A 23,614-nucleotide genomic window follows, 5' to 3' on the forward strand; every position below is an offset into this window, starting at 1 on the left:
GCGGCCGGAGCCGCGGGCGTCCTCAGCCGCGGATGAGGTTCCGCAGGACGTACTGCATGATGCCGCCGTTGCGGTAGTAGTCGGCCTCACCCGGCGTGTCGATGCGGACGACCGCGTCGAACTCCACACCGGTGTCGGTGGTGACCTTGACCGTGCGCGGGGTGGTGCCGTTGTTCAGCTCCTCCACACCGGTGAAGGAGAAGGTCTCCTCGCCGGTGAGGCCCAGGGAGGACGCGGTGACGCCCTCGGGGAACTGCAGGGGCAGGACGCCCATGCCGATCAGGTTGGAGCGGTGGATGCGCTCGTAGGACTCGGCGATGACGGCCTTGACGCCGAGCAGCGCGGTGCCCTTGGCGGCCCAGTCGCGGGACGAGCCCGAGCCGTACTCCTTGCCCGCCAGGATGACCAGCGGGATGCCGGCGGCCTGGTAGTTCTGGGAGGCGTCGTAGATGAAGGAGACCGGCGCGCCCTCGACCGTGAAGTCGCGGGTGAAGCCGCCCTCGGTGCCCGCCGCGATCTGGTTGCGCAGGCGGATGTTGGCGAAGGTACCGCGGATCATGACCTCGTGGTTGCCGCGGCGGGAACCGTACGAGTTGAAGTCGCGGCGCTCGACGCCGTGCTCCGTGAGGTACTTGCCGGCCGGGGTGTCGGCCTTGATCGCACCGGCCGGGGAGATGTGGTCGGTGGTGACCGAGTCGCCCAGCTTCGCCAGCACGCGCGCGCCGGCGATGTCGGAGACCGGGGTGGTCTCCATCGTCATGCCCTCGAAGTAGGGGGGCTTACGGACGTAGGTGGACTGCGGGTCCCACTCGAAGGTGTTGCCGGTCGGGATCGACAGCGCCTGCCACTGGGCGTCGCCCGCGAAGACGTCCTGGTAGGACTTGCTGAACATGTCCTCGCCGATGGCGTTCGCCACGACGTCGTTGACCTCGGCCTCGGAGGGCCAGATGTCCTTGAGGAAGACCGGCTTGCCCTCGGTGTCGGTGCCGATGGCGTCCGTCGTGATGTCCACCTTCATGGAGCCCGCGATGGCGTACGCGACGACCAGCGGCGGGGAGGCCAGGTAGTTCATCTTGACGTCGGGGTTGATGCGGCCCTCGAAGTTGCGGTTGCCCGAGAGGACCGAGGTGACCGCGAGGTCGTGCTCGTTGATCGCCTTCGAGATCTCCTCGTCCAGCGGACCGGAGTTGCCGATGCAGGTGGTGCAGCCGTACCCGACGAGGTTGAAGCCCATCTTGTCGAGGTACGGGGTCAGGCCGGCCTTGTCGAAGTAGTCGGTGACGACCTTCGAGCCCGGGGCCAGGGTGGTCTTGACCCACGGCTTGCGGGTCAGGCCCTTCTCGACCGCCTTCTTGGCCACGAGCGCCGCGGCGACCATGACGTAGGGGTTCGAGGTGTTGGTGCAGGAGGTGATCGCGGCGACGGTGACGGCGCCGTGGTCGATCTCGAAGGAGGTGCCGTCGGCCAGGGTGACCTGGGTCGGGCGGGTCGGCACGCCGTTGGCGGCGGCCGGGGCGTCGGAGGCCGGGAAGGACTCCTTGCCCGCCTCGTCGTCGTCCTCGACGTAGTTGCGCACGTCGAGGGCGAACTGCTGGGAGGCGTTCGCGAGGACGATGCGGTCCTGCGGGCGCTTCGGGCCGGCGATGGAGGGGACGACCGTGGAGAGGTCGAGCTCCAGCTTCTCGGAGAAGTCCGGCTCGGCGGCCGGGTCCAGCCACAGGCCCTGGGCCTTGGCGTACGCCTCGACCAGGGCGACCTGCTGGGCGTCGCGGCCGGTCAGGCGCAGGTACTTCAGCGTCTCGTCGTCGATCGGGAAGATCGCGGCGGTGGAACCGAACTCCGGCGACATGTTGCCGATGGTGGCGCGGTTCGCGAGGGAGGTGGCGGCGACGCCCTCACCGTAGAACTCGACGAACTTGCCGACGACGCCGTGCTTGCGGAGCATCTCGGTGATGGTCAGCACGAGGTCGGTGGCGGTGGTGCCGGTCGGCAGCTCGCCGGTCAGCTTGAAGCCGACGACGCGCGGGATCAGCATGGAGACCGGCTGGCCGAGCATCGCGGCCTCGGCCTCGATGCCGCCGACGCCCCAGCCCAGCACGCCCAGGCCGTTGACCATGGTGGTGTGCGAGTCGGTGCCGACGAGGGTGTCGGGGTACGCCTGGCCGTTGCGGACCATGACGGTGCGGGCCAGGTGCTCGATGTTGACCTGGTGGACGATGCCGGTGCCCGGGGGGACGACCTTGAAGTCGTCGAAGGCGGTCTGGCCCCAGCGCAGGAACTGGTAGCGCTCCTTGTTGCGGCCGTACTCCAGCTCGACGTTCTGCGCGAAGGCGTCCTTCGTGCCGAACTTGTCGGCGATGACCGAGTGGTCGATGACCATCTCGGCGGGCGAGAGCGGGTTGATCTTCGCCGGGTCGCCGCCGAGGGCCTTCACGGCCTCGCGCATGGTGGCGAGGTCCACGACGCACGGGACGCCGGTGAAGTCCTGCATGATCACGCGGGCCGGCGTGAACTGGATCTCCTCGCTGGGCTGGGCCTGCGAGTCCCAGTTGCCGAGCGACCGGATGTGGTCGGCGGTGATGTTCGCGCCGTCCTCGGTGCGGAGCAGGTTCTCCAGCAGGACCTTCAGGCTGTAGGGAAGGCGCGCGGCGCCCTCGACCTTGTCCAGCCGGAAGATCTCGTACGACTCGTCGCCCACCTGCAGCGTGCTGCGGGCGTCGAAGCTGTTCGCCGACACGACAGTCTCCTTCATGCATGATTCGCGCTTGTTACCGCAATCCTGCCGCCACGCCCTGTGGCCAATCCGCTAAGGTAGGGCTAAGTTAGGTAAGCCTTACCAGCGGGGGCGGCTGCGGTACGCCTTCGGCAGATATCTCGATGTCGAGATAACTCTAGTACATGCCCGGGGGTGACGACGAGGCACGCACCCGGAGACCTGCCGGGACCGTGCGCTGCCCCGGTGGTTCCGCATGCCCGGACTCGACCATCTCGACCAGCGCGGACACCGCCGTGACGGCCGTCCGCTCGGGGTCCAGCGTGACCGTGGTCACTGGGGGTTCCTGCGCCGCGTAGCGCGGGTCCTCGCTGACGCAGACCAGCAGCAGGTCCCCGGGCGTCCGCAGGCCGTGGCGCGCCGCGGCGGCCAGCACCTGGCGGGCGCCGGGGTCGTAGAGGCTGTACACGGCGTCGGGGCGGGTGGCGCCGGGTGCGGTGAAGGCCGCGTCGAAGGCGTGGCCGCCCTCGTCCGCGGGGTGGAAGGGGACCACCAGGGCGGGCTGCCCGCGCTCCGCGCACCAGTGTCCGTAGGCGGAGGTGACGGCCCCGGTGTAGTGCTCCTCGCCGAACCCGGCGTGCAGGGCGATCCGCCGCGCCCCGGAGGCGGCGAGGTGGTCGAGCACCTCGCGGGTGGTGGCGGCGTGGTCGTTGTCCACCCACACGTCGCCGGGCCGGGGATCGGCGGGCCGGCCGTCGAAGACCACCGGCAGGCCGCGCGCCCGCAGGGCCCGCAGCACCGGGTCCCGCTGCGGGCTGTCCAGCAGCAGCATCCCGTCGACGGCGAGGGTGTGCCACAGGGGCTCGGCGCCACGGTCGGCGGGCAGGGTGGTCAGCGCGTACCCATGGGCGTGGGCGGCGGAGGTGGCGGCGAGGAGCAGCCGGGAGTAGTAGGCGATGCCCGCGTAGTCCCAGGCGGAGTCGGCGTAGGTGGTGACGGCGAGGCCGAGGGTGCGCGTACGGGGGCCGCGGTGCACTCCGTAGCCCAGCGCGGCCGCCGTGTCGCGGACCCGGCGGCGGGTGCCCTCGCCGAGGCGGCCGGTGCCGTTGAGGGCGTGGGAGACGGTCGCGGTGGAGACCTCGGCGGCGCGCGCGATGTCGGCGATGGTCGGTCCCGGTGCTGGCACGCCGACATCGTACGGACGGCGGCTGCGGAATCCGTGGGACGGGGCGGGTTCTGGTTACGGGCTTAATCAAAGAGTGTCCTCGCCACGTCCAACGTTTGGAGTGGTCATGACGTCTTCGCGTTCCCCTCTTCCTCCCCTCTCCTCCCCCTCCTCCCCCTCCGGTTCCCCTTCTTCCGCCGTGTCCCGGCGGGGGCTGCTCGCGGCGGCCGGTGCCGTCGGGGCGGCGGGGCTCCTCGGGGCCTCGGCCGGCTCCGCCTCGGCCGCCTCCCCGGGCCGCGCCTCCGCCGCCCTGGTCATCCGCAACGCGCGGGTGTTCAGCGGGGTGGAACACGGCCGCCCGGCCCAGGCGGTGGCGGTCGGGCGGGACGGGAAGATCCTGGCCACGGGCACGGACGCGGCGCTGCGCCGGTACGTCGGCCGGGACACCGAGGTCGTCGACGCCCGCGGGAACACGGTGATGAGCGGCATCCACGACGGGCACGTGCACCCGCTGGGCGCCGGGGACCGGTCGCTGCGGCCCTCGCTGGACGGGGCCGAGACCACCGAGGCCGGGCTCCGCACGGCCTTGACCGGGTTCCTCGCCGCCACCGGGGGCGCCGGGGCGGAGCCGGACCGCTGGCTGGTGGTGGAGGACTGGAACCCGGTCGGGCTGCTGCCCGCCGGGACCCTGCCCCACCACCGGATGCTGGACGCGCTGGCGACCCGGCGGCCGGTGATCCTGGTCGGCGGCGACGGGCACAACCTGTGGGCGAACCGGCGGGCCCTCGACATCGCCGGGATCACCGCCGCCACCCCCGACCCGGTGGGCGGCAGGATCGTGAGGGGGCCGGACGGGCAGCCGACGGGCGTGCTCAAGGACGACGCTCAGGAGCTGGTGAAGCGGCACGTCCCGCAGCCCTCCCGGGCGGAGCTGCTCGCGGCGTGCGCCGAGGTGCTGGAGCTGGCGGCCGCCTCCGGGGTCACCACGATGATGGACGCCCTGGTCGGGCGGCACGAACTGGAGCTGTACCAGGAGCTGGCCGGGTCCGGCCGGCTGCCCCAGCGGATCGTCCCGGCGATCCGGCTCGACGTGGAGCGTACGAAGGACCCGGCGGGCGCGCTGGCGTACGCGCGGGGACTGCGGCGGGAGTTCGAAGGGGTACGCGGCCTGCGGTTCGGGACGGTGAAGGTGTTCCTCGACGGGGTCATCGAGTACCCGGCGCAGACGGCCGCGCTGCTGGAGCCGTACCTGGACGGGGCGGGCCGGCCGACGGACAACCGCGGCGAGCTCTACGTGTCGGCCCAGGACTACGGACGGCTGACCGCGGCGTTCAACTCCGCCGGATGGCAGATGCACGCCCACGGGCTGGGCGACCGGGCGGTGCGCACGGCCCTGGACGGGTACGCGTACGCGCGCCGCGCGACGGGGCTGCGCGACCCGCGCAACGCCGTCGCGCACCTGCAACTCGTGGACCCCGCCGACCTGCGCCGCTTCGCGGAACTCGGGGTGGCGGCCTGCATGCAGCTCCAGTGGGCGGCCCGGGACACCTGGACGGTGGAGGCGCTGCTGCCCTGGATCGGGCCGCGGCGGCACCGGTGGATGTACCCGGCACGGAGCCTGGAGGCGGCGGGAGCGCGGCTGGCCGGCGGCTCCGACTGGCCCGTGGACGACCTCCAGGTGTGGAACCAGCTGCGTACGGCGGTCGACCGGCAGGGGGCCGCCGGTACGGGCGAGCTGTACCGGGAGCTGGAGGGGCTGAGCCGGACCAGCGCCCTGCGGATGCACACGGCGGGGACGGCGTGGCAGCTGCGTCAGGAGGGGCTGACGGGAACGGTGGAGGAGGGCAGGGCGGCGGATCTGGTGGTGCTGGACCGGGACGTGACCCGCTGCCCGGTCGCGGACATCAGCGCAACCGAGGTGCGGATGACGCTGGTCGGGGGCCGGATGGTGCACGACGCGGACTCCTCGGCCGGGCGGGCGGCAGCGGCGCGGACCGCCTCGGCCCGGGCGGCGCGCGCGGCGGCGGGGCCGCGGCCGGCCTCGTACGCGGCGGTGCACGGCGGACGGCACCGCGCGTGCGGCTGCGGCGCGAAGTGAGGCTCCCGCGGCCCGCCACCGAACCGGAGGACTCAACTCCCCATCTTGTACCCGCTCCATGAGGACGCGGGTCCCGCCAGGGCGGCGGGACCCGCCTCCCGGGAACGCCCGCGCCGGGCCGTCCCCTTCGGGCCCGGACCCGCGAGCTGACGGCGGGTGACACCCGTACGCCACACCCAGCGCGAGCGTCATCTCATATCTGAGATACCGTGCACCCATGGCAGACGACTACCTCGTACGCATCGGCAAGCTCATCCGTGACGCCCGTCAGCACCGGGGCTGGACACAGAGTCAGCTCGCCGACGCCCTAGGCACCAGCCAGAGTGCCGTGAACCGCATCGAACGCGGCAACCAGAACATCAGCCTTGAGATGATCGCCCGAATCGGCGAAGCGCTCGACAGCGAGATCGTCTCCCTGGGCTACGCCGGCCCGATGCACCTGCGCGTGGTCGGCGGCCGCCGCCTGTCCGGCGCCATCGACGTCAAGACGAGCAAGAACGCCTGTGTTGCCCTGCTTTGCGCCTCGCTCCTCAACAAGGGCCGTACGGTCCTGCGCCGCGTCGCCCGCATCGAGGAGGTCTACCGCCTCCTGGAGGTCCTGAACTCCATCGGCGTCCGCACCCGCTGGATCAACGACGGCGTCGACCTGGAGATCGTCCCGCCGGCCCGCCTCGACATGGAGTCGATGGACGCGGACGCGGCCCGCCGCACCCGGAGCATCATCATGTTCCTGGGCCCCCTGCTGCACCGCATGGACCACTTCCGCCTGCCGTACGCGGGCGGCTGCGACCTCGGCACCCGCACCATCGAGCCGCACATGATCGCCCTGCGCCGCTTCGGCCTGGACATCACCGCGACCGAGGGCATCTACCACGCGCAGGTCGAGGCGGGGGTCTCCCCCGACCGCCCGATCGTGCTGACCGAGCGCGGGGACACGGTCACCGAGAACGCCCTGCTCGCCGCGGCCCGCCACGACGGGGTCACGGTCATCCGCAACGCCTCCTCCAACTACATGGTCCAGGACCTGTGCTTCTTCCTGGAGGCGCTGGGCGTCGAGGTCGAGGGCATCGGCACGACCACCCTCACCGTCCACGGCGTCCCCGTGATCGACGTCGACGTGGACTACTCCCCCTCCGAGGACCCGGTCGAGGCGATGAGCCTGCTGGCCGCCGCAGTGGTCACCGAGTCGGAGCTGACGATCCGCCGGGTCCCGATCGAGTTCATGGAGATCGAGCTCGCGGTCCTGGAGGAGATGGGCCTCGACCACGACCGTTCGGCCGAGTACGTCGCCGACAACGGCCGCACCCGCCTCGTCGACCTCACGGTCCGCCCCTCCAAGCTCGAAGCCCCCATCGACAAGATCCACCCGATGCCCTTCCCCGGGCTGAACATCGACAACGTCCCGTTCTTCGCGGCCATCGCCGCCGTCGCCCAGGGCCAGACCCTGATCCACGACTGGGTGTACGACAACCGGGCCATCTACCTGACGGACCTCAACCGCCTCGGCGGCCGCCTCCAGCTCCTGGACCCCCACCGCGTCCTGGTCGAAGGCCCCACCCGCTGGCGCGCGGCCGAGATGATGTGCCCGCCGGCCCTGCGCCCGGCGGTGGTCGTCCTCCTCGCGATGATGGCGGCGGAAGGCACCTCGGTGCTGCGCAACGTCTACGTCATCAACCGCGGCTACGAGGAACTCGCCGAACGCCTCAACTCCGTGGGCGCGCAGATCGAGATCTTCCGCGACATCTAGTGCTGTGGCCGGAAAGGTTTGCCGGGTCGCGGTGTCCGGTGCATGGGGTCTCCCCAGGCCCGCAGGGCCGAGGGGAAGCCTCGCAAGGCGGAGGGCCGTCGCTTGTGCTGGACGTACTCGGGTGGTCCGACAACGCGGCGAGGTGCCGTGCCGGGCGCCGTGACACGGTGAACCTTTCCGGTCACAGCACTAGCAGCCCGGCCGTACCGGGCCATGGGGCCCCCTCGTCCTGCGCGCAGGACGAGGGGGCCTCGGCCATTTCCCCGGACGGTGGTTTTCGGTCGGGTGGCCGGGGAACGGCCTCGTCGGGAAGGGGGTGGGGGCGGCAGAATCGGGGCTGTCGGTACGGTTTCTGAGGGGGCGGCCATGGCAGTGGAAACAGGGCAGGGCACGGGCGCGGGTACGGGGATCCCCGACCTGGAGGGGGTTCCGCTGCTCGGGTCGCTGCTGGACCTGAAGGCCGACTCGCTCGGTACCTACCTGCGCGCCCAGCAGCGGCACGGGGACGTCGTACGGATCTCCGCCGGCCCGCCCGGCCTGCGCACCGAGCTGTACTGCGTGTTCTCGGCCGAGGGCGCCCAGCGGGTGCTGGCCTCGGAGGCGGCCAACTTCCGCAAGGACAACTCCTTCTACCAGGAGGTCCGGGACTCCTTCGGCAACGGGCTGCTGACCAGCCAGGACGAGGACTACCTGCGCCAGCGCCGGCTGGTGCAGCCCCTGTTCACCCGCAAGCGGGTGGACGGCTACGCCCAGGCCGTCGCCGCCGAAACCGACGCCGTGCTCGCCTCCTGGACGGAGGCGCGGGACGGCATCGTCGACGTGTCCGCCGAGATGATGCACCTGGCCCTGCGCGCGGTGGCCCGGATCCTCTTCGGCACCGACGTGGAGCGGACCGTGGACGTGGTCGACCGGTGCTTCCCGGTGATCACGGAGTACGTGCTGCGCCGCGGCTACTCCCCCGCCAACATCCCGCGCGCCTGGCCGACCCCCGGCAACCGGCGGGCCGCCGCCGCGCTGGACGAGCTGTACGCCGTCTGCGACGGGATCATCTCCGGGCGGCGCGGGGCGTCCGCCGGGGACGACGGGCGGGGTGAGGACCTGCTGACGCTGCTCGCCGCCGCGCAGAGCGCGGACGACGCCGCCTTCGACGCCACCGAGCTCCGCGACCAGGTGCTGATCTTCCTGCTGGCCGGGCACGAGACGACGGCGACCTCGCTGGCCTTCGCCCTGCACCTGCTCGGCCGCCACCCGGAGGAGCAGGCGCGGGCCCGGGAGGAGATCTCCCGGGTCCTGGGCGACCGTACGCCGGAGGCCGCCGACCTGGACCGTCTCCCGTACCTGACGCAGGTCCTCAAGGAGGCCATGCGGCTCTACCCGGCGGCTCCGGTGATCGGGCGCCGGGCGGTCGCGGCGACCGAGATCGGCGGGCACACCGTTCCGGCGGGCGCCGACGTGATCCTGGCGCCGTGGGTGACGCACCGCCACCCCGCCTACTGGAGCGAGCCGGACCGTTTCGACCCGTCCCGCTTCACCGCCGAGGCGGAGGCGGGGCGGCCCCGCTACGCCTGGTTCCCCTTCGGCGGCGGGCCGCGCGCCTGCATCGGGCAGCACTTCTCGATGCTGGAGTCGGTGCTCGCGCTCGCGATGATCCTTCGCGCCTACGAGTTCGAGGCCGTGGACACGGAGATCCCGGTGAGCGCCGGGATCACCCTGCGGACGCTCGGCCCGGCCCGCTGCCGGATCGTGCCGGTGAACTAGCGGTAGTCGTCCGGGTGGTCCTGCATCCAGCTGTTGATCTCGTCGCGGGTGGAGATCAGGGTGGTCTGGTGCTTCTTCAGGTTCTCGAAGCTCCGGTCGCCGCCGAGTTCCTTGTCGAGCTTCACGATGAGGGCGATCGGCTCCGGGAAGTGGCCCGGCCCCTTGGCGTCGGCCTTCATGGCGCGGTCCATGCGGTGGAGCTCGTCGTAGACCCGCCCGAGGAAGTAGGCGCAGTTGCCCGGGGTGCAGGACTCGCCCAGGGTGGCCTGGAGTCCCGCGAAGGCGTCCCGGACCAGCTCGGCCGGCGGGGAGGCGAGGGCCCCGGGGGACGACGGGGAGCCCGGGGAGGCCGACGCGCCGCGTGAGGGCGTGGCGGAGGCCGAGGTCGAGGCCGAAGGTGCGGCGGACGGCGGGGCCGACGCCGAGGGTGCCGAGGCGGAGGCCGAGGCGGAGGCGGAGGCGGAGGCTGTGGCGGACGGCTTCTCCTCGCCGCCGCAGCCGACGGCGAACGCCGCCAGAGTGACGGTCAGCGCCGCGAGCGCCGCTCCGCGCATGGTCGATCCGTACATTGGTGTCCCCCCGTGGTCCGATGATCAGTCGACCCTACCGACCCTTGTCCTCCGGGACCGGCGCAGGGGTGTGATTGCCCTGGAGCCGTTCGAGGTCCGAGGGTCTGACCTGGATGACGAACACCGCGATGAGCGCCCCGACCAGGGTGAACAGCGCCGCCACCACGAACGCCGCGCTCACGCCGGAGGTGAGCACCTGGTCGGCCCAGGGTTTGGGGAGCTGCCCGGTGCGCGCGAAGAGGGCCTTCTGCACGGGTCCGGCCGTCTGCAGGAAGGCCGGCACCTGCTCCTTGGCCTCGTTGCGGCTGGCCGTGCCGAAGACGGTGACCAGGATCGACAGCCCGAGCGAACCGCCGACCTGCTGCATCGTGTTGAGCAGCCCGGAGGCCGCACCCGACTCCCGGTCGGCGACGTTGGACAGGGCCATCAGCGTCAGCGAGACGAACTGCAGTCCCATACCGGTGGCGAAGACGAGTATCGGGCCGAGGATGCTGCCCAGGTACGTGGAGTGGACGTCGGTCCGCGTCAGCCAGGCCAGTCCGGCCGCGCAGCACAGCGCACCCGTGACCATGAAGGGTTTCGGCCCGAACCTGGGCAGCATTTGGGAGGCGAACCCGGCCGCCAGCGCGACCATGACGCTGACCGGCAGGAAGGCGAGGCCGGCGTCCAGCGGGCTGAAGCCGAGGACGTTCTGCACGAAGAGCGTCAGGAAGAAGAACATGCCGAAGATCGCGCAGGCGAGGAAGAGCATGATCCCGTACGTCCCGGCGCGGTTGCGGTCGGCGAACATGTGCAGCGGGGTGATCGGCTGGGGCGAGCGCCGCTCGTTGAGGACGAACAGGGCGAGCAGGACCACGGCGGCGACGAAGGAGCCGATGGTGACCGCGTCGCGCCAGCCTTCCTGGGAGGCGCGGATGAACCCGTAGACGAGGGCGACCATGCCCGCGGTGGACAGCAGCGCGCCCATGACGTCGAAGTGTCCGGGGTGGCGTTCGGACTCGTGCAGGACGCGGGAGGCGAGCAGGGCGATCAGCAGGGCGATGGGGACGTTGACGAAGAACACCCAGCGCCAGTCGAGCCATTCGACGAGGATGCCGCCGGCCAGGAGCCCGATCGCGCCGCCGCCGGCCGAGACGGCCGCGAAGACGCCGAAGGCCCGGTTGCGGGCGGGGCCTTCGCGGAAGGTGGTGGTGATCAGGGCGAGCGAGGTCGGGGAGGCGATGGCGCCGCCGACTCCCTGGAGGGCCCGGGCGGCCATCAGCTGTCCCTCGTTCTGGGCGAGTCCGCCGAGGAGGGAGGCCAGGCCGAAGAGCAGGACACCGAAGACGAAGACGCGCTTCCTGCCGAGGATGTCGCCGGTGCGGCCGCCCAGGAGGAGCAGGCCGCCGAAGGTGAGCGTGTACGCGTTGACGACCCAGGACAGGCTCTCGGTGGAGAAGTCGAGCGCGGTCTGGATGTGTGGTAGCGCGATGTTCACGATGGTGATGTCGAGAACGACCATGAGCTGACAGGAGGCGATCACGAACAGGGCCAGCCCGTTTCCGCTCCCTCGGACCTTGCCGTCGGTCCCGTTGCTGGTCGGCAGTGCGTTCGGGTCCACTAGTCGACGCTATGCCCGCACCCCAAGGGTCACCACTCGAATGGCCTATGCTGTGTGACATTGCACATGCCACACTGAGATCCATGGACGCATTCCTCAGGCTCTCCGCCGACACGGCCCGGTTCTCCTACGGCGCACCGCGCGCCTTCTCCTTCGGAGACGGCGGCCGCCTCCTCTGGTTCCTCCGCTCCACCGGCCCCACCGACCCGCTGGACAGCCTCTGGGTCCTCGACACCGCCACCGGCACCGAGACCCGGCTCGCCGACCCGCGGGAACTCTCCCCCGAGCAGGGCGAACTCCCGCTCGCCGAGGCCCGGTTGCGCGAGCGGATCCGGCTCGTCGCCGCCGGCATCGGCTCCTACGCCCTGTCCGGCGACGGCCTCCGCGCGGTGTTCGCCCTCTACGGGCGGCTCTACGCGGTCACCTGGGACGGAGCCGATGGCCCCGAGGAGATCCCCGCCGCCGGACCCGCCCTGGACCCGCGGGCCGACGCCGACGGCTCGCGCACCGCGTACGTCAGCGACGACGCCCTGTACACCGCCCCGGGCGGACGGATCAGCCCCGACGACGGGGCCCGCTGGGGACTCGCCGAGTTCGCCGCCGCCGAGGAACTCGGGCGCGCCCGGGGCCACTGGTGGTCCCCCGGCGGAACCGCCCTGCTCGCCGCCCGCGTCGACGAGAGCGCCCTGCCGCGCCGCTGGTTCGCCGACCCCGCGCACCCCGAGCGCCCGGCGGAGGACTTCGCGTACCCGGAGGCCGGCGGGCCCAACGCCGACGTGCAGCTGTGGGTCCTCGGCCCGGACGGCGCCCGGGTACGGCTCGACTGGGACGCGCGGACCTACCCGTACGTGTCGGAGGCGGGCTGGGAGTCCGACGGGGAGATCCTGCTGACCGTCCAGGACCGGCTCCAGCGCAACGTCCTGCTGCTCACCGCCGACCCGGCCACCGGCCGCACCCGGGAGCTCTCGCGCACCACGCACCCGCAGTGGGTGGACCCGATGGTGCCCGGCACCCCGGCCCGGCTGCCCGACGGGCGGATGCTCACCGCCGTCGACACCCCCGGCGGGGCCGCCCGCGGCCTCGCCGTCGACGGCAAGCCCCTCACCGGCGACGGGATCCAGGTCCGCCGGGTGGCCGGGGTGCACGACGGGCGGCTGCTCATCGAGGCCGGGCAGCGCGACCCCTCCGAGCAGCAGGTGCTGCTGCTGGACCCGCACACCGGTGAGCTGGCCCCGCTCGCCGACGGCCCCGGCGTGCACGGCGTGTCCGCCTCCGCCGGGACCCTGCTGCTCACCTCCGCCGGCCCCGACGGGATCCGGCGCACCGTACGCACCCCCGACGGGCGGGAGCTGCGGCCCGCCGACCTCTCGGCGCCGCTGCCGTACCGGGTGGAACCGCGGCTGGAGCGGGTCACCGAGCACGGCGTGCCCACCGCCCTCGTCCTGCCCCGCGGCCACGTCCCCGGCCGGCGGCTGCCCGTCCTGCTCGACGTCTACGGCGGCCCCGGCTTCCAGGACGTCAGCGCCGAGCCGGTGCGCTGGCAGCACCGGCAGTGGTGGGCCGACCAGGGCTTCGCCGTGGTCACCGTCGACAACCGGGGCACCCCGTACGTCTCCCCCGCCTTCACCCACGCCATGTACCGGGGCTTCTCCGAGGTCACCCTCGAGGACCAGGTGGCGGCCCTGCGGGCGCTCGGCGCCCGGCACGGCGACCTCGACCTCGGCCGGGTCGGCGTACGCGGCTGGTCCTACGGCGGCTACCTGGCGGCCATGGCGGTGCTGCGCCGCCCGGACGTCTTCCACGCGGCGTCCGCCGGGGCCGCCCCCACCGACCTCCGGCAGTACGACACGGCCTACACCGAGCGGTACCTGGGCCTGCCGCAGGAGCACCCGGAGGTGTACGAGCGGGACTCGCTCCTCCCGGACGCCCCGGAGCTCAGCCGGCCGCTCCAGCTGATCACGGGCCTGGCCGACGACAACGTCCACCCCTCGCACACCCTGCGCCTCTCCCGCGCCCTGACCGACGCGGGCCGCCCGCACCAGCTGCTGGCACTGCCCGGCGTCACCCACATGACCCCGGGCGGCACCCGGGAGAAGGTGGCGGTGCAGCAGCTGGCCTTCTTCCGCGGGGCGCTCGCCTGAGGAACGGGTACCGCGCGTGCGGAAGGGCCCCGGAGACGCCATTGGCTCCGGGGCCCTTCCTCTTCCCGTGGATCCCCGTCAGTCACCCGGGAAGTGACACGCCACCTCGCGCGAGGCGGCAAGCTGCAACAACGGCCGCTCGGTGCGGCAGATGTCCCGCGCCTTGGGGCAGCGCGGGTGGAAGGTGCAGCCCGGGGGCGGGGCGGCCGGGCTCGGCGGGTCGCCGAGCAGCACGATCCGCTCGCGCCGCCGTTCCGCCGCCGGGTCGGGCAGCGGGACGGCGGACAGCAGCGCCCGGGTGTAGGGGTGCTGCGGGTTCTCGTAGAGGGACTTCTTGTCCCCGATCTCGACGATCCGGCCGAGGTACATGACGGCGACGCGGTCGCTGACCCGTTTGACGACGGAGAGGTCGTGCGCGATGAACACGTAAGCCAGGCCCAGTTCGACGCGCAGCCGCTCCATCAGGTTGACGATCTGCGCCTGGACGGAGACGTCGAGGGCGGAGACCGGCTCGTCCGCGACGATCAGGCGGGGGCTGGTGGCCAGCGAGCGGGCGATGCCGATGCGCTGGGCCTGGCCGCCGGAGAACTCGTGCGGGTAGCGGTCGATGTGTTCGGGGATCAGCCCGGTCAGTTCCATCAGGTCGGCGGCCCGGCGGCGGGCGTCGGCCGCGCTCCAGCCCTGGACGAGCAGCGGGTCGGAGATGATCCGGGCCACCGTCTGGCGGGGGTTGAGGGAGGAGTGCGGGTCCTGAAAGACCATCTGGATGTTCTTGCGCAGGGGCCGCAGGGCGCTCTGGGAGAGCCGGCTGATGTCCTTGCCGTCGAAGGCGACGCTGCCGGAGGTGGGTTCGAGGAGCCGGACCAGCATCCGGCCGGTGGTGGACTTCCCGCAGCCGGACTCCCCGACGAGCCCGAGGGTGCGGCCGGGCTCCAGGTCGAAGGAGATCCCGTCGACGGCGCGGACGGGCGCCCCCCGGCGCCCGGTCAGCGACCGCTTCCCGGGGAAGGTCATGGTCAGGTCCCGTACGGACAGCAGAGGTCGGGCGGTGTCGCTCATCGGGCCGCCTCCTCGGCGGTGCGGGCTCCGGGGAAGTGGCAGGCCACCGCACGGTCCGGGCCCTGCCCGTACTCCTCGAACCGCGGCCGCGACTCGGTGCAGCGGTCGGCGGCCAGGGCGCAGCGCGGGGCGAAGGCGCAGCCCGGGGCGGGGGCCAGCAGGGAGGGCGGGGAGCCGGGGATGGAGGGCAGGGGGACGTCGTCGGCGGTGTCGAGGCGGGGCAGGGAGTCGAGCAGGCCCCGGGTGTAGGGGTGGGCGGGGCCGGCGAACAGCTCGTCGACGGGGGCCTGTTCGGCGGCCCGGCCGCCGTACATGACGAGCACCTCGTGGGCGACGCGGGCCACCACCCCCAGGTCGTGGGTGATCATGACGACGCCGAGGCCGCGTTCCTGCTGGAGGCGGGCGATCAGTTCCAGGATCTGGGCCTGGACGGTGACGTCGAGGGCGGTGGTGGGCTCGTCGGCGATGAGCAGGTCCGGTTCGCAGGCCAGGGCCATGGCGATCATGGCGCGCTGGCGCATGCCGCCGGAGAACTGGTGGGGGTACTCCCCCGCGCGGCGGGCCGGTTCGGGGATGCCGACCTCGCCGAGCATGTCGACGGCGCGTTTGCGCGCGGCGGCCCGCCCGGCCTTGAAGTGGACCCGGAAGTGCTCGGCGATCTGTTCGCCGACGGTGTAGTAGGGGTGCAGGCTGGACAGCGGGTCCTGGAAGATCATGGCGATCCGGCGGCCGCGCACGGCGGACAGTTCCTTCTCGGAGAGCCCGGTGAGCTCGCGTCCGGCGAGGGCCACGGAGCCGGTCACCTCGGCGCCGGCCCGGTGCAGGCCCATGACGGCGAGGGAGGTGACGGACTTGCCGGAGCCGGACTCGCCGACGATGCCGAGGGTGCGTCCGGCCTCGACGGTGAAGCCGAGGGAGTCGACGGCGCGGACGGTGCCGCGCGGGGTGGTGAAGGTGACGCGCAGATCGCGTACTTCGAGCAGGGGTGGTGCGTCGGCCATCAGTACCTCACCCTCGGGTCGACGACGGCGTACAGGAGGTCGACGGCGAGGTTCGCGACGACGATGAAGAAGGCGGCGAGCAGGGTGACGCCGAGGACCACCGGCTGGTCGGAGCTGACGAGCGCCCCGTAGAAGAGCCGTCCGATGCCGGGGAGTCCGAAGATGGACTCGGTGATCACGGCTCCGGCGAGCAGTCCGCCCAGGTCGATGCCGAAGATGGTGAGGATCGGGGTCATCCCGGAGCGCAGGCCGTGCTTGACGACGACGGTGCGCTCGGGCATGCCCTTGGCGCGGGCGGTGCGGATGTACGGCTCGGCCATCGCCTCGATCATCGAGCCGCGGCTCTGGCGGGCGTACATGGCGGCGTAGAGCAGGGCGAGCGCCGTCCACGGGAGCAGCAGGTTCGAGGCCCAGGCGAGCGGGTCGTCGGTGAAGGCCTGGTAGGTGGGGTAGGGCAGGAGTCCCGCGATGCGGATGACCCCGTAGATCAGCATGACGGAGGTGAAGTAGACCGGCAGGGAGGCGGCGGCGACCGCGCCGACCATCAGGGCCTTGTCGGTGGCGGTGTCCTTGCGCAGGGCGGCGGTGACCCCGGCGCCGAGTCCGAGGACGAGCCAGAGGGCGGCGGCGCCGACGGCGAGGGAGGCGGAGACGGGGAGCCGGTCCATGAGGAGGTCCCACACGGGCAGGGAGTTCTCGTACGAGTAGCCCAGGCAGGGGAAGTCGCACTGGACGGCGTACTGGCCGCTGCCGAGGGTGCGGCCGGTGAAGATGCCGGTGAGGAAGTCGGCGAACTGCTTCCACACGGGCTGGTCGAGGCCCAGGTAGACGCGTACGTCGGCCAGCCGTTCGGCGCTGCACGTCTTGCCGCAGGCGGCGGCGGCCGGGTCGGTGGGCAGGACGTAGAAGATGAGGAAGGTGACGGCGGCGATGGCGAGGAGGACGCCGGCGAGGGCGAACAGCCGGCGGACGAGGTAGAGGATCACGTCCGGCCGCCCCTCGGGTCGAGGATGTCGCGCAGGGCGTCTCCGAGGAGGGTGAAGGCGAGCACCGCGAGGAAGAGGAAGACGCTCGGGATGACGAAGTACATGGGGTCGGTCTCGTAGAAGGCGACGGACTCGGCGATCATCTGGCCCCAGGACGGGGTGGGCGGGCGTACGCCCACGCCGAGGTAGCTGAGGGCGGCCTCGGTGCTGATCATGCCGGGGATGAGCAGGGTGGTGTAGGCGATGACCGGGCCCGAGACGCCGGGGAGGATGTCGCGGGTGAGGATGCGCCAGGAACTCGCGCCGCCGACGCGGGCGGCGTCGACGTACTCGCGGTGTTTGAGGGAGAGGGTCTGGCCGCGGACGACTCGGGCGACGCCGGGCCAGCCGAAGACCCCGATGACGGCGGTCATGAGGAGGATCCGGTTGACGTCCTTGGCCACCGACAGCATCGCGATCATGAAGATCAGCGAGGGGAAGGACATGGTGAGGTCCATGAGCCGGGACAGGACGGCGTCGGTGCGGCCGCCGAAGTAGCCGGCGGCGATACCGGCGGCCGTACCGGCGATCACGACGATGGCGGTGGCGGTGAAGGCGATCAGGAGGGACACCTGGGCGCCGTGGACGACGCGGGCGAACAGGTCGCGGCCGGTGACGGGTTCGACGCCGAGCCAGTGCTCGGGGCTGATCCCGCCGAAGGATCCGAGGGGCTGTCCGCCGAGGTAGGGGTCGATGGCGGTCTTGTCGAAGGCGTCCGGGGACCAGCCGCCGAGCGCGCCCAGCCAGGGGGCGGCGACGGCCATCAGGACGAAGAGGAGGACGACGCAGAGGCTGACGCGGACGGCGGGACGGCGGCGCAGTTCCCGCCGGGCCAGCTGCCAGGGACTGCTGCCCGGGGGAACGCCCTGGGGGGCCTTGCCGGCGGGTGCGCCGTCCGGGGCCGCCTGCTCGGCGGCGCCCGGTGCGGTGGTGGTCATGGTGTGTCCGGTCCGCTTCCTCAGCCCTGGCTCTTCGAGGGGTCCTTGAGGCCGACGGTCCCGTAGTCGATGGTCCCGGTCCACACGGGGTGGCCGTAGGCGCCCGCGATGTTGGGGCCGACGAGCAGCGGCTTGCGCTCCAGCAGGATCGGGACGGACGGGGACTTCTTCATGATCTCGGCGTCGAGGTCGGCCCAGGCCTGGTTGGCCTGCTTGGCGTCGGCCATGGCGTTGATCTCGTCGATCCGCTTCATGGTGGCCTCGTCGCGGAACTGCGCGTTGTTGCCCTGGTTGCCCTTGTCCTTGATGGTGCGTCCGTCGAAGACGAAGGGGATCCAGGTGGAGCCGGAGGGGTAGTCGGGGCACCAGCCGGTGAGCGACATGTCGGGGGTGGTGGACAGGTCGCCGACGACGTCGTAGTAGGCGCCCGGGTCGACGGTGTCGATGACGACCTCGACGCCGGCGCGGGCCAGGCCCTGCTGGAGGGCCTCGGCCTTGTTCTTGTCGCCGGTGGAGACGGCGAGGGAGACCTTCAGCTTCTCCTTGCCGGCGGCCTTGAGGAGTTCCTTGGCCTTGGCCGGGTCGCCGGAGGCGGGGATCTTCAGGGTGTCGGCCTGCTTGCCGCCGGACAGGGCCGGGGGCAGGTAGGCGGTGGCGACCTCGTTGAGGGCGGGGCCGCCGCCCGCCGTGATCACGGCCTCCTTGTCCACGGCGTACTGCATGGCCTCGCGGACCTTCGGGTCGTTGAAGGGGGCGCGGGAGTTGTTGAGGTGGAGCATCTCGGTACAGCCCTGGGACTCGGCGAGCAGCCGCGCCTTGACGTCGGGCTTGGGCAGCACCTTGGGGGCGCTCTCGGGCCGCATGTCCTGGTACTCGACGGTGGAGGCGTCGGCGCCCTCCCCGGCGATGATGCGGTCGTCGACCTGGCCGCCCTTGAGGCCCATCATGACGACGAACCGGTCCGGGTAGGCCTTGCGGACGGTGTCGGTCTTGGGGTCCCAGTGCTCGTTGCGGACGAGGACGAGCTTCTTGTCCCGGTCGTACGTCTCGATCTTGTACGGGCCGGAGGAGAAGGGGCGGGCGTCGTACTGGGTGCCCTTCTCCTGGGACTGGGGGACGGGCGCGAAGGTCGGCAGGGTGGCGGTCGCGGCGAACTCGGCCACCGGGCGCTTGAGTTCGAAGATGATCGTGCGGTCGTCGGGGGTCTTCACGGAGTCGAGGTGCTGCCCCTGGAGGGGGCCCTTGTAGCCCTCGGCGCCGGCCAGGTACCGGGCGGCGTAGTCGGGGCCGCCGGTGAGGTCGGGGGCGAAGGAGCGCTCGACGTTGTACTTGACGTCCTGGGCCTTGACCGGGGTGCCGTCCTCGTACTTGACGCCCTCCTTCAGGGTGAAGGTCCAGGTCTTCCCGCCGTTGGAGGGGGTGCCGAGGTCGGTGGCGAGGTCGGGGACCAGCTCGCTGCCGGCCTTGCCGGGCTCGGCCTTGAAGGTGACGAGGGTCCGGTAGAGCAGGCGGGTCCCGAAGTCCATGGTCGGCATGACCCAGTTGCGGGCGGGGTCGAGGTGGGCGAAGTCCTGGTTGGACAGGACGGTGAGGGTGCCGCCCTTGACCGGGGTGCCGCCGAGGATCTTCCCGTCGTTGGCTGCGGCGGGGTTCGCGGCGGGGGCGGCGCCGTCCTTGCCCTTGTTCGCGGTGCCGGAGCAGCCCGACGCACCGAGTGCGAGAGCCGCCACCAGGCTGGTGGCGAGGGCGAGTTGGGTGCGCTTGGTCATGGGTCACTCCAGTGAAGGGCCGCGCTTTAAGGTGTGACCGGTAACATAGTAATGTGAAATTGTACTGACAAGGGGTTGGCGCCGACGTTATCCAGCCGTGTCCAAAACCCTTAGGGGGAACGCCGGTTGGGGCCCGGACCAGACGGTCCGGGCCCTGAAGTCGTGCGGGTCGTACGGTCGCGCGGTGGGAGCGCGGCCGGGGTCAGCCCTTGGCGGGGCCGCCCAGGCGGCTCATGGTGGTCCGGCCGACCGGCTCGTCGCGGCCCTGGGCCCAGAGCGAGCGGACGTGCCCGAGGTGGCGCGACATGCACTCCTCGGCCGCCTCGGCGTCGCCGGTGAGCATCAGGTCCAGCAGCTCGATGTGCTCCTCGGCGGAGGAGACCAGCTTGCCGGCCTCGTCCAGGCCCGTCAGCCCGTACAGGCGGGAGCGCTTGCGCAGGTCACCCACGGTCTCGACCAGGCGGTCGTTGCCCGCGAGGCCGAGGAGGGTGAGGTGGAAGCGGCGGTCGGCCTCCAGGTAGCCGATGAGGTTGTGCTCGCGGGCATTGGAGACGATCTCCTCCGCGATGGGGCGCAGGGCCTCCAGCTGCTCGGCCGTGGCGATCTTCGTGATCCGGCCGATGGTCGGGACCTCGATCATCGTGCGCAGCTCGGTGTACTGGTCCAGGTCGCGTTCGCTGACCTCGGTGATGCGGAAGCCCTTGTTGCGGACCGGTTCCACCAGGCCCTCGCGGGCCAGGTCGAGCATGGCCTCGCGGACGGGCGTGGCCGAGACGCCCAGTTCGGCCGCGAGGCCGGGAGCGGAGTAGACGCTGCCCGGGCGCAGCTCTCCGGCGATCAGGGCGGCTCGGAGGGCGTGCCCGACCTGGTCGCGGAGCCGCTCCTGAGCCTTGATGAGACTGTGCTGCTTCAGGTCACCCATTGCTTTTCCTCCGAGACCCCCGACACCACCGACGAGGAGAGGAACAGCGTACAATGTCACGTTGCGCTGTTCCTCCCGGCGGCCTCGAACCATGCGACCGCCACGGCGAGATCCTCCCAGGCCATGCCCACGCTCTTGAAGAGCTGTGGACAACTCGGCCGTCCCCCCACCGGGATCCGGCCCGTCACCAGGTCGGCGAGGGTGCCGCTGATATGACCGGGCCCGATGGCCCCTTCCGCCTCCGGGACCAGCAGGTCCCCCGCCTCGCGCAGGGCCGCCGCACGCGACTCCACGTACACGGCCGCGCGCCGCACCAGCGCGGTGTCGGTCTCCCGGGCGTCGGGCTCGTGCGAGCCGACGGCCACGACCACCGCGCCGTCGGACACCAGCCGGCCGTCGAACAGCGGCTCCCGGGCGGTGGTGCAGCAGACGACGAGGTCCGCGCCGGCCACGTCCCCGGCGGTCCCGGTGCGGGCCGGGACGCCCAGGGTACGGGCGTACGCGGCCAGTTGGCCCGCCCTGTCCGCATCGCGGGCCACGATCACCGCTCCGGCCAGCTCCCGCACCCCGAGCACCGCCTCGAGGTGACCGTACGCCTGCGGCCCCGAACCGAACAGCACCAGCCGCAGCGGCCGCCCGGCCGGGGCCAGGTACCGCAGGGCGAGCGCGGACACCGCCGGGGTGCGCAGGGCGGTCAGGGCCTCACCGTCCAGCAGGGCCACCGGGCGCAGGGTGGGGCCGTCGAGGAGGAGGTAGCTGCCGGTGATCCGGGGCAGGCCGCGCCCCGGGTTGCCCGGCGCGACCCCGGCGATCTTCACCCCGGCGTACGCCCCGGACGCGGCGGGCATCAGCAGCAGTTCGCCGCCCGGGGTGGGGACGGAGGTGCGCTGCGGGCAGCTCTCCGGATCGAGGCCGGCGAGCAGCGCGCCGGCGAGGGCGTCGGCGGCCTGCGCGGGGGTGAGCAGGCCGGGCGGCCGCGCCGGGCCGAGCTGGGGCAGGGCGGCGGGGAGGGGTGCCGCGGCTCCGGAAGGGGTGGCTCCGGCGAGCGCCGTCACAGGGGGAAGCCCGTGGTCAGGGCGTCGTGCGGGTCGACGGTGAAGTGGTGCTCGCCGGTGCGGTAGGCCGTGCCGGTGACCTCGGTGACACCGCCCTGGAGGATCCGGCCGGTGAACACCGTGCCGACCACCGACTCGTGCAGCAGGTCCTGCCCCGCGCCGAGGTGTCCGTCCTCGGCGAGCAGGGCGAGCCGGGCCGAGGTGCCGGAGCCGCAGGGCGAGCGGTCGATCTGCCCGTCGGCGAAGACGGTGACGTTGCGCTGGTGCGGACCGAAGGGGGTGTCGCGCAGCTCCTCGTACAGGATCACCCCGTACACCCCGGACAGCAGTGGTCCGCCGGGGTGCCAGGTCGCGGGGTGGGTGGCCAGCGCGCCCCTGATCTCCCGCCCGGCCCGCACCAGTTCGGGCAGGGCGGCGCGGGACACCTCCAGGCCGAGGTCCCGCGCCGGGACCGAGGCGTAGCAGGCCCCGGCGTGCGCGATGTCCACCTCCGTCATGCCGAGGGTGGTGGCGACCGGCACCTTGCGGGCGCCGACCCGGGCCGGGACGTTGCGGAAGGTGACCCCGGTGGTGCGGCCCGCGGCCCGGTGGACGGTGGCGGTGACCCGCCCCGAGGGGACGTCGATGCGCACCTGGACGTCCCCGTCGTCGGGCGCGGCCACCCGCCCGGTGTCCACGGCCCAGGCGCCGAGCGCCATCGTGCCGTGGCCGCAGGCGGTGGACCAGCCGTCCTTGTGCCAGAACAGCACCCCGAAGTGGGCCCCGTCGTCGTCGGCCGGTACGACGAACCCGCCGTACATCCCGCCGTGCCCGCGCGGCTCCTGCACGAGCAGGCGCCGTACGTCGTCCAGCGGGCCGCGCCTCGGCGCGGTCGCGGAACCGCCGGGTCCGATGACGGTGGAGCAGCGCTCGGCGACGGTGTCGCCGGGCGCCGGGGCCACCGGGTCGGTGGTGAGGTCGACGATCCGGAAGGGTTCGCCCGCGGTGTGGTAGTCGGTGGTGCGGACGCCGATCACAGCAGGAACCCTCCGGGGAAGGGGTCGGACGGGTCGAGGAAGTACTGGGCGGTGCCGGTGATCCAGGCCCGGCCGGTGACGGTGGGGACGACCGCCGGGCGGCCGCCGACGGTGGTCTCGCGGATCAGGCGCCCGGTGAACTCGGTGCCGATGAAGGACTCGTTGACGAAGTCGGTGTCCAGGGGCAGCAGGCCCCGGGCGTGCAGCTGGGCCATGCGGGCGCTGGTCCCGGTCCCGCAGGGCGAGCGGTCGAACCAGCCCGGGTGGATGGCCATGGCGTGGCGGGAGCGGCGGGCGTCGGAGCCGGGGGCTGCGAGGTAGACGTGCTTGACCCCGGCGATGGAGGGGTTCTCGGGGTGGACGGGGCGGTCGGGCGAGGCGTTCACCGCGTCCATGACGGCGAGGCCGGCGGCGATCAGGTCCTCCTTGCGGGCCCGGTCGAAGGGGAGCCCGAGGGCGTCCAGTTCGACGAAGGCGTAGAAGTTCCCGCCGTAGGCGAGGTCGTAGGTGACCGTGCCGAAGCCGGGGACCTCGGCCTTGAGGTCGAGGCCGACGCAGAAGGAGGCGACGTTGGTGAAGGTGACGGCGGTGGCGGCGCCGTCCTCGACGTGCACGTCCACGCTCACCAGACCCGCCGGGGTGTCGAGCCGGACCGTGGTGACCGGCTCGACGGCCGGGACCATGCCGGTCTCGACGAGCACGGTCGCCACGCCGATCGTGCCGTGCCCGCACATGGGCAGCAGGCCCGACACCTCGATGTAGAGCACGCCGAAGTCGGCGTCGGGGCGGGTGGGGGGCTGCAGGATGGCGCCGCTCATCGCCGCGTGGCCGCGCGGTTCGTACATGAGCAGGGTGCGGACGTGGTCCGTGTGCTCCATGAAGTGGAGCCGTTTCTCGGCCATGGTGGCGCCGGGGATCACCCCGACTCCCCCGGTGATGACCCGGGTCGGCATGCCCTCGGTGTGCGAATCGACCGCGTGGTAGATGTGGCGTGTGCGCATCAGGCGCCCCTCCTGCTGGGCAGTGGCTGGTTCTGAC

At 72.4% G+C, this 23,614-nt stretch carries 17 protein-coding genes; 4 read left to right on the forward strand and 13 right to left on the reverse strand.

Going from position 1 to position 23,614, the window contains the following annotated elements; translation table 11 throughout:
* Positions 1 to 22: 22 nt before the first annotated feature.
* Positions 23 to 2,737, reverse strand: coding sequence for an aconitate hydratase AcnA (acnA, locus tag OOK31_RS07655; RefSeq protein ID WP_323188186.1), 2,715 nt, complete (start codon positions 2,735 to 2,737; stop codon positions 23 to 25).
* Positions 2,738 to 2,891: 154 nt separating this feature from the next.
* Positions 2,892 to 3,899: a LacI family DNA-binding transcriptional regulator gene (locus OOK31_RS07660; protein WP_267011570.1), complete on the reverse strand. Its 1,008-nt coding sequence runs from the start codon at positions 3,897 to 3,899 to the stop codon at positions 2,892 to 2,894.
* Between the two features lie 106 nt (positions 3,900 to 4,005).
* Between OOK31_RS07660 and OOK31_RS07665 the strand changes: the two genes are divergently transcribed.
* The 3 genes from OOK31_RS07665 (at position 4,006) to OOK31_RS07675 (ending at position 9,481) form a co-directional block, all read left to right on the forward strand.
* Positions 4,006 to 5,976: an amidohydrolase gene (locus OOK31_RS07665; protein ID WP_267011571.1), complete on the forward strand. Its 1,971-nt coding sequence runs from the start codon at positions 4,006 to 4,008 to the stop codon at positions 5,974 to 5,976.
* A 217-nt stretch (positions 5,977 to 6,193) separates the two neighbouring features.
* The gene (locus tag OOK31_RS07670) at positions 6,194 to 7,723 is read left to right on the forward strand and encodes a UDP-N-acetylglucosamine 1-carboxyvinyltransferase (protein WP_267011572.1); all 1,530 of its coding nucleotides are present in this window, start codon (positions 6,194 to 6,196) and stop codon (positions 7,721 to 7,723) included.
* A 366-nt stretch (positions 7,724 to 8,089) separates the two neighbouring features.
* The gene (locus OOK31_RS07675) at positions 8,090 to 9,481 is read left to right on the forward strand and encodes a cytochrome P450 (protein ID WP_267011573.1); all 1,392 of its coding nucleotides are present in this window, start codon (positions 8,090 to 8,092) and stop codon (positions 9,479 to 9,481) included.
* Here OOK31_RS07675 and OOK31_RS07680 read toward each other — a convergent pair.
* A complete protein-coding gene (locus OOK31_RS07680; RefSeq protein ID WP_267011574.1) occupies positions 9,478 to 10,050 on the reverse strand; it encodes a hypothetical protein in 573 nt (190 codons plus the stop codon). The genes OOK31_RS07675 and OOK31_RS07680 overlap by 4 nt on opposite strands.
* A gap of 34 nt (positions 10,051 to 10,084) precedes the next feature.
* Positions 10,085 to 11,650, reverse strand: coding sequence for an MFS transporter (locus OOK31_RS07685; protein WP_267011575.1), 1,566 nt, complete (start codon positions 11,648 to 11,650; stop codon positions 10,085 to 10,087).
* Positions 11,651 to 11,733: 83 nt separating this feature from the next.
* Here OOK31_RS07685 and OOK31_RS07690 point away from each other — a divergent pair, with 83 nt between their 5' ends.
* Positions 11,734 to 13,791: a prolyl oligopeptidase family serine peptidase gene (locus tag OOK31_RS07690; protein ID WP_267011576.1), complete on the forward strand. Its 2,058-nt coding sequence runs from the start codon at positions 11,734 to 11,736 to the stop codon at positions 13,789 to 13,791.
* A gap of 78 nt (positions 13,792 to 13,869) precedes the next feature.
* On the opposite strand, the gene OOK31_RS07695 is transcribed toward OOK31_RS07690, so the two are convergent.
* From OOK31_RS07695 to OOK31_RS07735, 9 genes are all read right to left on the reverse strand, one after another.
* Entirely contained in the window at positions 13,870 to 14,850 is a 981-nt protein-coding gene (locus OOK31_RS07695; RefSeq protein WP_267011577.1) for an ABC transporter ATP-binding protein, read from the reverse strand.
* Entirely contained in the window at positions 14,847 to 15,851 is a 1,005-nt protein-coding gene (locus OOK31_RS07700; RefSeq protein WP_267011578.1) for an ABC transporter ATP-binding protein, read from the reverse strand. Before OOK31_RS07700 ends, OOK31_RS07695 begins: the two co-directional genes overlap by 4 nt.
* Entirely contained in the window at positions 15,851 to 16,837 is a 987-nt protein-coding gene (locus OOK31_RS07705) for an ABC transporter permease (RefSeq protein WP_267011579.1), read from the reverse strand. Before OOK31_RS07705 ends, OOK31_RS07700 begins: the two co-directional genes overlap by 1 nt.
* A complete protein-coding gene (locus OOK31_RS07710) occupies positions 16,834 to 17,814 on the reverse strand; it encodes an ABC transporter permease (protein WP_267011580.1) in 981 nt (326 codons plus the stop codon). Before OOK31_RS07710 ends, OOK31_RS07705 begins: the two co-directional genes overlap by 4 nt.
* Positions 17,815 to 17,834: 20 nt before the next feature.
* On the reverse strand, positions 17,835 to 19,583 hold the full coding sequence (locus OOK31_RS07715) for an ABC transporter substrate-binding protein (RefSeq protein ID WP_267011581.1): 1,749 nt from the start codon (positions 19,581 to 19,583) through the stop codon (positions 17,835 to 17,837).
* Positions 19,584 to 19,785: 202 nt separating this feature from the next.
* The gene (locus tag OOK31_RS07720) at positions 19,786 to 20,505 is read right to left on the reverse strand and encodes a GntR family transcriptional regulator (RefSeq protein WP_267011582.1); all 720 of its coding nucleotides are present in this window, start codon (positions 20,503 to 20,505) and stop codon (positions 19,786 to 19,788) included.
* A 56-nt stretch (positions 20,506 to 20,561) separates the two neighbouring features.
* Positions 20,562 to 21,560 (reverse strand): ornithine cyclodeaminase family protein, encoded by a 999-nt coding sequence (locus OOK31_RS07725; RefSeq protein WP_323188187.1) that lies wholly within the window; start codon positions 21,558 to 21,560, stop codon positions 20,562 to 20,564.
* Positions 21,557 to 22,576: a proline racemase family protein gene (locus OOK31_RS07730; protein WP_267011583.1), complete on the reverse strand. Its 1,020-nt coding sequence runs from the start codon at positions 22,574 to 22,576 to the stop codon at positions 21,557 to 21,559. The genes OOK31_RS07725 and OOK31_RS07730 overlap by 4 nt, the downstream gene beginning before the upstream one ends.
* Positions 22,573 to 23,577, reverse strand: coding sequence for a proline racemase family protein (locus tag OOK31_RS07735; protein ID WP_267011584.1), 1,005 nt, complete (start codon positions 23,575 to 23,577; stop codon positions 22,573 to 22,575). Before OOK31_RS07735 ends, OOK31_RS07730 begins: the two co-directional genes overlap by 4 nt.
* Between the last annotated feature and the right edge of the window lie 37 nt (positions 23,578 to 23,614).

It is taken from the genome of Streptomyces sp. NBC_00249, assembly GCF_026342355.1.
Taxonomy (GTDB): Bacteria; Actinomycetota; Actinomycetes; order Streptomycetales; family Streptomycetaceae; genus Streptomyces.